The sequence below is a fragment of the Microbulbifer sp. ABF4_143 genome, from assembly GCF_056160225.1.
This window is the reverse complement of the sequence record NZ_JBSWWT010000038.1, coordinates 1-8,285: the sequence shown is the minus strand read 5'-3', so window position 1 is coordinate 8,285 and position 8,285 is coordinate 1. Positions and strand designations below refer to the sequence as shown.

The window sequence follows — 8,285 nt, the reverse complement described above, 5'->3', positions numbered from 1 at the left end:
GGGTTGGGTGAGGGGGGAATCCTGCCACAAAACCTTCAGGGGGGGACTCCAGGTGGTGCCCAAAAAAAATCCACGGGGAGAGGTCCCGCCACTGACTACCTACTGGCACCCTGCAATCGCCGGGTAAATCCTTAGTTGGACACCAGATACAGCCGGCTCTTGTCCATCATATCCAGCGCCTTGCCGCCGCCGCGGGCCACGCAGGTCAGCGGGTCGTCGGCGACGATCACCGGCAGGCCGGACTCTTCCATCAGCAGCCGATCCAGATCGCGCAGCAGCGCGCCGCCGCCGGTCAGCACCATGCCGCGCTCGGCGATGTCCGAGGCCAGTTCCGGCGGGGACTGTTCCAGGGCGCTCTTCACCGCCTGCACTATGCCGGTCAGCGGGTCCTGCAGCGCCTCGAGGATCTCGTCGGAGTTGAGCGTGAAGCTGCGCGGCACGCCCTCGGCCAGGTTGCGGCCGCGCACATCTATCTCGCGCACCTCACTGCCCGCGTAGGCGCAGCCGATCTCCTCCTTGATGCGCTCGGCGGTGGCGTCGCCGATGACGCTGCCGTAGTTGCGGCGCACATAGTTGACGATGGCCTCATCGAAACGGTCGCCGCCAATACGCACGGAATCCGAGTAGACGACGCCGTTCAGGGAGATGATTGCAATTTCAGTGGTGCCGCCACCGATATCCACCACCATGGAACCGCTGGCCTCTTCCACCTTCAGACCGGCGCCGATGGCCGCCGCCATCGGCTCCTCGATCAGCCAGACCTCGCGCGCCCCGGCGCCCATAGCGGACTCGCGGATAGCGCGGCGCTCCACCTCGGTCGACTGGCAGGGCACGCAGACCAGCACCCGCGGACTGGGGCGCATCCAGCTGTTCTCGTGCACCTTGCGGATAAAGTGCTGCAACATCTTCTCGGTCACCTGGAAGTCGGCGATAACGCCGTCTTTCATCGGGCGTATGGCGGTGATGTTGCCGGGCGTACGGCCGAGCATGCGCTTGGCCTCGACGCCGACCGCTTCGACGATCTTCTGGCCGTTGTAATGGCGGATGGCGACAACGGAGGGTTCATCGAGGACTACGCCGCGATCGCGCACATAGATCAGCGTGTTGGCTGTTCCCAGGTCGATGGAGAGATCACTGGAGAACATGCCCCGCAAACGTTTAAACATGGAGTTCGGTTACCTTGTACTAATTGTCAGCACCCGGGGCGGGTGCAGCAGACGCGGAGTTACAGGTTGGTTCAAAGCCTAGTTAGTCCGCGCGAAAAATTCTGAGTTCCGGGCCGCATTTCCGACCCCGTTTCTGCCCGTTGGCCGCGGGCGCGCAGACCCCGGCCAGAATCGGCAAACTCTAACAACGGCGCCGGCTCAGAGCAAGGCTAAAAAACAATCAATTGCGGACCGGCGGCCACGCCGCCGAAGGCCGGCCCCGCCGCCGGTGAGAAGAGCGGGCTTATGTGCTAAATTTGCGACCCCCTCCGCCTCGGGTCCAACCCGAGGCGGGGTTCGATTCGCCACCCGAACTGGAGCCCCTATCGCCATGGCAGTGGATACGCCAACCGTAGAAAAACTGGCGGAGCTCGCCCGCATCGCCATTTCCGCAGAGACCATCGACGAAGTCAGCCATCGCCTCGGCGATGTCCTGCAGCTGGTGGACCAGCTGCAGGCCGTACACACCGATGGCGTGGCGCCCATGGCCCACCCGCTGGACGAGGTGCAGGTGCTGCGCGCGGACGAGGTCACCGAGCCCAACCGGCGCGAGGAATTTCTGCAGCTGGCGCCGCAATCGGAAGCCGGCCTCTACCTGGTTCCGAAAGTGATCGACTGACCGTCCCAGCCTGTAACAGCCTTTTAAGGGAAGAAGATGCACCAGTTAACCATCGCCGAGATCATCCGCGGACTGCGAAACAAGCAGTTTTCCAGCGTCGAGATCACCCGCCACCTGCTCGACCGCATCGCACAGCTGGACGGCAACTACAACAGTTTCATTACCGTCACCGGGGAGCTGGCCCTGTCCCAGGCCGCGGCGGCGGACGAGCGCCTGGCCGAAGGTGATGCGCCTGCGCTGTGCGGCGTGCCCATAGCGCACAAGGATATCTTCTGCACCCGCGGCGTGCGCACCAGCTGCGGTTCGAAAATGCTCGACAACTTCGCCCCCCCCTACGATGCGACCGTGGTGGAGAAATTCAATGCTGCCGGCGCGGTGACTCTGGGCAAGACCAATATGGACGAGTTCGCGATGGGCTCCTCCAACGAGTCCAGCTACTACGGCCCGGTGAAAAACCCCTGGAACACCGACTGCGTGCCCGGCGGCTCCTCCGGCGGCTCCGCCGCCGCGGTGGCCGCGCAGCTGGTCCCCGGCACCACCGCCACCGACACAGGCGGCTCCATCCGCCAGCCGGCGGCGCTGACCAATACCACCGGCCTCAAACCCACCTACGGGCGCGTGTCCCGCTGGGGCATGATCGCCTTCGCCTCCAGCCTCGACCAGGCCGGCCCCATAGCGCGCAGCGCCGAGGACTGCGCCTATCTGCTGTCGGCCATGGCCGGCCACGACGAAAGGGACTCCACCAGCCTGAAGCGACCGCTCCAGGACTATACGCTGAATCTGAACGACACCATCGCCGGCCTGAAGATCGGCGTTCCGAAGGAGTATTTCGGCGAGGGCCTGGACGCGGACGTGGCCGCGCGCATAGAGGAGGCGCTGAAGGAATTCGAGAAGCTGGGGGCCGAACTGGTGGAAATCACCCTGCCGCACACCGGTCTGGCCGTGCCCGCCTATTACGTGATCGCGCCGGCGGAGGCCTCCGCCAACCTGTCGCGCTTCGACGGCGTGCGCTACGGCTACCGCTGCGAGGACCCGAAGGATCTGCGCGACCTCTATATGCGCTCCCGCGGCGAGGGCTTCGGCGAGGAGGTGCAGCGGCGCATCCTGATCGGCACCTACGCCCTGTCCGCCGGCTACTACGATGCCTACTACAACAAGGCGCAGCAGGTGCGCCGCCTGATCAAACAGGACTTCGTGCAGGCCTTCGAGAAGGTGGACGTGATCATGGGGCCGACCACGCCCTCGCCGGCCTTCGCGCTCGGCGCCAAGAGCGCCGACCCGGTGGCCATGTATCTGGAGGATATCTACACCATCGCCGCCAACCTGGCGGGCCTGCCCGGCATGTCCCTGCCGGCCGGACTGGTAAACGGTCTGCCGGTGGGCCTGCAGATTATCGGCAACTACCTGGACGAGGCGCGTATGCTCAATGTCGCGCACCAGTACCAGCAGGTCACCGGCTGGCACCAACAGTCCCCCAACCTGGCCAGCGCCGTTTAACGGAGGAGATTTATCGTGGAATGGGAAGTCGTTATCGGGCTGGAAGTACACGTCCAGCTCTCCACCAGATCGAAACTCTTCTCCGGTGCCAGCACCCGCTTCGGCGCCGAGCCCAATACCCAGGCCTGCGCCATAGACCTGGCGATGCCGGGCACCCTGCCGGTGCCCAATGAAGAGGCCTTCCGCTATGCGGTGATGTTCGGCCTGGCGATGAACGCCGAGATAGGCCGCCGCTCGGTGTTCGAGCGCAAGAACTACTTCTACCCGGACCTGCCCAAGGGCTACCAGACCACCCAACTGGCGGAGCCCATCGTCGGCGCCGGAGAGATAGAAATCCACCTCCCCGACGGCAGCAGCAAGACGGTGCGCCTGCATCACGCACACCTGGAAGAGGACGCGGGCAAGTCCTTACACGAAGACTTCCACGGCATGTCCGGCATAGACCTGAACCGCGCCGGCACGCCGCTGATCGAAATCGTGTCCGAGCCGGATATGCGCAGCGCCGCCGAGGCGGTGGCCTACCTGAAGAAGATCCACAGCATAGTGACCTACCTGGGCATCTCCGACGGCGACATGTCCCAGGGTTCGATGCGCTGCGACGCCAACGTATCCGTGCGCCCGAAGGGCGAGGAGAAACTCGGCACCCGCACAGAGCTGAAGAACATCAACTCCTTCCGCTTCGTCGAGCGCGCGATCAAAGTCGAGGCCGAGCGCCAGATCGACATCCTCGAGGACGGCGGCAGCATAGTGCAGGAAACGCGCCTCTACGACGCGGACAAGAACGAGACCCGCTCCATGCGCAGCAAGGAGGTGGCCAACGACTACCGCTACTTCCCCTGCCCGGACCTGCTGCCGGTCATCCTCACCGACGACTATGTGGAGAAGCTGCGCGCACAACTGCCGGAACTGCCGGACGCCAAGGCCGCGCGCTTCCAGAGCGAGTACAAGCTGTCCGCCTACGACGCCGACCAGCTGACCCAGGAGCGCACCATCGCCGACTTTTTCGAACAGGTGGCAAAAGCATCCGGCGAACCCAAGCTGGCCGCCAACTGGATCACCGGCGAACTGGCCGCACTGCTGAACCGCGAGGAGCTGTCCATCACCCAGTCTCCGGTCAGCGCCGAACAGCTGGCCGGCCTGATAAAGCGCATCGTCGACAACACCATCTCCAGCAAGATCGCCAAGCAGGTGTTCGAGGCCATGGCCAACGGCGAGGGCGACGCGGACCAGGTGATCGAAAAACGCGGCCTGAAGCAGGTCTCCGACACCGGCGCCATCGAGAAGATGGTCGACGAGGTGATCGCCGCGAGCAGCGCCCAGGTGGAGAACTACCGCAACGCCGACGAGGCCAAGCGGCCGAAGATGATGGGCTACTTCGTCGGCCAGATCATGAAGGCCTCCAAGGGGCAGGCGAATCCGCAGATGATCAACAAGATCCTCAAGGAAAAGCTCGACGCCCTGCTCTGACGTCTATCTTATCTGATTGGGGGAGCACCTGAGGGCGCTCCCCCACCCTCCCCTGCCCGAGCAACCCGCCCCGCCACGACGCCAGCGCAGGCCAACCGCCGAACGATGATTCTTTGTCTGCACATACGCTAGGTTGAAAAACTGCCCGCCAATCCGGTATTCGACCAATGGCTACTGGACAAACGCCACAAGAGTCACGAAAGTAAGGATCAGCGTCCAATAACGACAAGCGCAGCACTATAACAACAACGAGGTACCGGCGATGACAGACACGCTTCTCAGCTATACCAGCGGTAGCAGCACCCAGCCGCTGATCGATATGACCATCGGCGACAAGTTCGATCAGATCGTCGAGAGTTTCCCCGCTAATGAGGCCTTGGTCGTACGCCATCAGGGCATTCGCTGGAGCTATCGAGAGTTCCAGCAGCAAGTGGACACCTGCGCCCGGGCACTGCTGGCCATCGGCATCGACAAGGGCGACCGGGTGGGCATCTGGTCGCCCAACTGCGCCGAGTGGACCACGCTACAGTTCGCCACCGCCAAGATCGGCGCCATCCTGGTCAACATCAACCCGTCCTACCGCCTGCACGAACTCGAATACGCCCTCAACCACTCGCAAACCCGTATGTTGGTGATCGCGGAGCGCTTCAAGAGCTCGGATTACACCCAGATGCTCTACGAGCTGGCGCCGGAACTGCAATCGTCGGCCCGAGGCAAACTCGCCGCCGCAAAGCTACCGCATCTGCAAATCGTCGTGAACCTCGCCGAACTGCACTACGATGGCATGTGGCGCTGGAACGACCTGCTCGAAGAGGCCGACAAGGTCTCCGCGGCCCAGTTGGCAGCAGTACAGCAATCGCTACACTTCCGCGACCCAATCAATATCCAGTACACCTCCGGCACCACCGGTTTCCCCAAGGGCGCCACCCTGTCCCACCACAATATCATCAACAATGGTTTCTTCGTCGCCGAGAGCATCAAACTGACGGAGCAAGACCGCCTGGTGATTCCGGTGCCGCTGTATCACTGTTTCGGCATGGTGATGGGCAACCTAGGGTGCGTCACCCACGGCGCCACGATGATCTACCCCAGCGAGGGCTTCGATCCGGGCGCGGTACTGGAGACGGTGGCGGAAGAGCGCGCCACCGCCCTGTACGGCGTGCCCACCATGTTTATCGCCGAGCTGGAGCACCCGGACTTCGCCAACTACGACCTCAGCTCCCTGCGCACCGGCATCATGGCCGGCTCCATCTGCCCCGCCGAGGTCATGAAGGCCGTCAACAGCAAAATGCATATGCGCGAGGTGCAGATCGCCTACGGCATGACCGAGACCAGCCCGGTTTCGACCCAGACTGCCGCCGACGACCCGTTCGACAAGCGCGTTACCACCGTCGGCCGCACCCAGCCGCATCTGGAATCGAAAATCATCGATCCCGCCAATGGCGAGACGGTTCCGCGCGGCACAATTGGCGAACTGTGCACTCGTGGCTACAGCGTTATGCTCGGGTACTGGAACAACGAGGAGGCCACCCGCGCCGCCATCGACAGCGCCGGCTGGATGCACACCGGCGACCTGGCCACCATGGACGAAGACGGCTACATCCAGATCGTCGGCCGCATCAAGGACATGGTGATCCGCGGCGGTGAGAACATCTACCCGAAGGAAGTGGAGGAGTTCCTCTACACCCACCCGGCCATCGCCGATGTACAGGTCACCGGCGTGCCGGACAAGAAATACGGCGAGGAACTGGTGGCCTGGGTACAGCTGCGCGCCGATGCCGGCACAGTTTCTGAAGAGGAATTGCGGGAATTCTGCAAAGGCAGGATCACCCACTTCAAGGTGCCGCGCTACTTCAAGTTCACGGATAGCTTCCCGATGACCGCCACCGGCAAGATCCAGAAATTCAAGATGCGCGAGATCTCCATCGCCGAGCTCGGCCTCGGGGAGTAACGTCACGCGAGCGAGCAAATGGCGCGGGCTCTGCCCGCGCCGGCAAGGTCCACTCAAACCCGCTATTCCCAGCCACTATTCACCCGTAACCCGGCAACTCAATATTGCCGGGTTAATGCGGCACATCGCAGCTTGGCTCCGACGGACAGACAGAAACCGGGAGGACAGACCGGACCACGCTGCGTACAATTGCCTACGGGCCGGTCCGCTGGGCTTTACGGCCGCCACCTGCACTCCGCAAACGTTAAGGAAGAGTCTGTGAGCCTGAAAAAAGACAAGCAAAAAGTACTCGGTGAAGTATTTGACGATGAACGTATCGCCGGTTTTCTGGTCGGCGAAGCGCCGAAAGGCGTCAACCGCGACTACCACCTGCTGGAGCGCGCCTACCGCAGCATGAAGGCGGAGAACTTCGAGACCTTCGTGCGCCTGTTCCAGGAACAGAATCTGGATCTGAACAGCCCCGGCCCGGATGGCAAAACCCTGCTGGCGCGGATCGAGGAGCACCGCCAGGGCGCCGAGTACGCGGCCATCCTGAAGGCCGCCGGCGCAAAGTCCTGACGGGAGACCAAGAGTGACTTCCAATCCGGTACACGGCGCCGATGCGCTGATACGCGGCGCCCGCCTGCTGACCCGGCGCGAGCTGCGCCCGTTCATCATAGTGCCGCTGGCGATCAACCTGGTGCTGTTTATCGCCATCACCGCGCTGATGATCACGCAACTGGGGGGCCTCGCCGACTACCTCGGCAGCCTGCTGTCGCACACACCGGTGAATACGGAAAACATGTCCTGGTGGGAGGCCATCATGGCCAAGGGCGCCGCCTGGGCCGCCGATGCATTCCGCTGGCTGGCCTGGATCATCGCGCTGGCGGTGCTGGTGCTCTTCCTCCTCGCCTACGGCTACCTGTTCGGCATCATCACCAATATCATCGCCGCGCCTTTCAACGGCTTTCTGGCGGAAAAGGTCGAGGAATTGCTCACCGGCCGGGCGCCGCCGCCGGAGCCCTTGGGCAGCATGATTCTCCGCACCCTGGGGCGCGAACTGCGCAAGCTCACCTATTTTATCGGCTGGGGCCTGGTGATACTGGTGATCGCGATGCTCACCAGCTGGACGGTGTTCGTGCCGGCCGTGCTGGGTGCACTCTGGGGTGCCTGGTGCATGGCGATCCAGTATGTCGATTACCCGCTGGACAACCACCAGCGCCCCTTCGACGAACTGAAACGCGTGCTGCTGCGGCGCAAGCTGACCAGCCTCGGCTTCGGCGGCACCGTGATGCTGGCGAAGATGGTGCCGGTACTGAATATCTTCGTGATGCCGGCGGCGGTGGCCGGCGGCACGGCGCTGTGGATAGAGCGCCTGCGGCAGGAGGGGGATCCGGGCACGGAAACATTACCCGCGGAAAAATAAAAAAGGCCGGGAAATCTCCCGGCCTTTTTTATGGTTCTTCGCAGATTGGCGTGAAAAAGTAGGCTGGCGGTTGTTGGCTGGGTAAAGTTTGGTTCGCCAAAACACAACAATCCCCGAACCAACACCGCCAGAGCCATGGAT

At 63.1% G+C, this 8,285-nt stretch carries 7 protein-coding genes; 6 read left to right on the top strand and 1 reads right to left on the bottom strand.

The window, feature by feature from the left end; all coding sequences use genetic code 11:
* Positions 1-131 precede the first annotated feature (131 nt).
* Positions 132-1,166 carry a rod shape-determining protein gene (locus ACXAF3_RS17835; protein ID WP_323845113.1) on the bottom strand — a complete coding sequence of 345 codons (1,035 nt, stop codon included), beginning with the start codon at positions 1,164-1,166 and terminating at the stop codon, positions 132-134.
* A gap of 370 nt (positions 1,167-1,536) precedes the next feature.
* Here ACXAF3_RS17835 and gatC point away from each other — a divergent pair, with 370 nt between their 5' ends.
* The 6 genes from gatC to cysZ all read left to right on the top strand — a co-directional run bounded on the left by gatC (position 1,537) and on the right by cysZ (position 8,144).
* Entirely contained in the window at positions 1,537-1,824 is a 288-nt protein-coding gene (gatC, locus tag ACXAF3_RS17830; protein WP_475113647.1) for an Asp-tRNA(Asn)/Glu-tRNA(Gln) amidotransferase subunit GatC, read from the top strand.
* A gap of 36 nt (positions 1,825-1,860) precedes the next feature.
* Positions 1,861-3,321 carry an Asp-tRNA(Asn)/Glu-tRNA(Gln) amidotransferase subunit GatA gene (gatA, locus tag ACXAF3_RS17825; RefSeq protein ID WP_475113646.1) on the top strand — a complete coding sequence of 487 codons (1,461 nt, stop codon included), beginning with the start codon at positions 1,861-1,863 and terminating at the stop codon, positions 3,319-3,321.
* Between the two features lie 15 nt (positions 3,322-3,336).
* Entirely contained in the window at positions 3,337-4,788 is a 1,452-nt protein-coding gene (gatB, locus tag ACXAF3_RS17820) for an Asp-tRNA(Asn)/Glu-tRNA(Gln) amidotransferase subunit GatB (RefSeq protein ID WP_475113645.1), read from the top strand.
* Positions 4,789-5,050: 262 nt separating this feature from the next.
* Positions 5,051-6,739, top strand: a complete 1,689-nt coding sequence (locus tag ACXAF3_RS17815) for an AMP-binding protein (protein ID WP_475113644.1) — start codon at positions 5,051-5,053, stop codon at positions 6,737-6,739.
* 258 nt (positions 6,740-6,997) lie between these two features.
* The gene (locus ACXAF3_RS17810) at positions 6,998-7,297 is read left to right on the top strand and encodes a PA4642 family protein (RefSeq protein WP_475113643.1); all 300 of its coding nucleotides are present in this window, start codon (positions 6,998-7,000) and stop codon (positions 7,295-7,297) included.
* A 13-nt stretch (positions 7,298-7,310) separates the two neighbouring features.
* Complete coding sequence (gene cysZ / locus ACXAF3_RS17805; RefSeq protein WP_475113642.1) at positions 7,311-8,144, top strand: sulfate transporter CysZ; 834 nt, start codon at positions 7,311-7,313, stop codon at positions 8,142-8,144.
* Positions 8,145-8,285 lie beyond the last annotated feature (141 nt).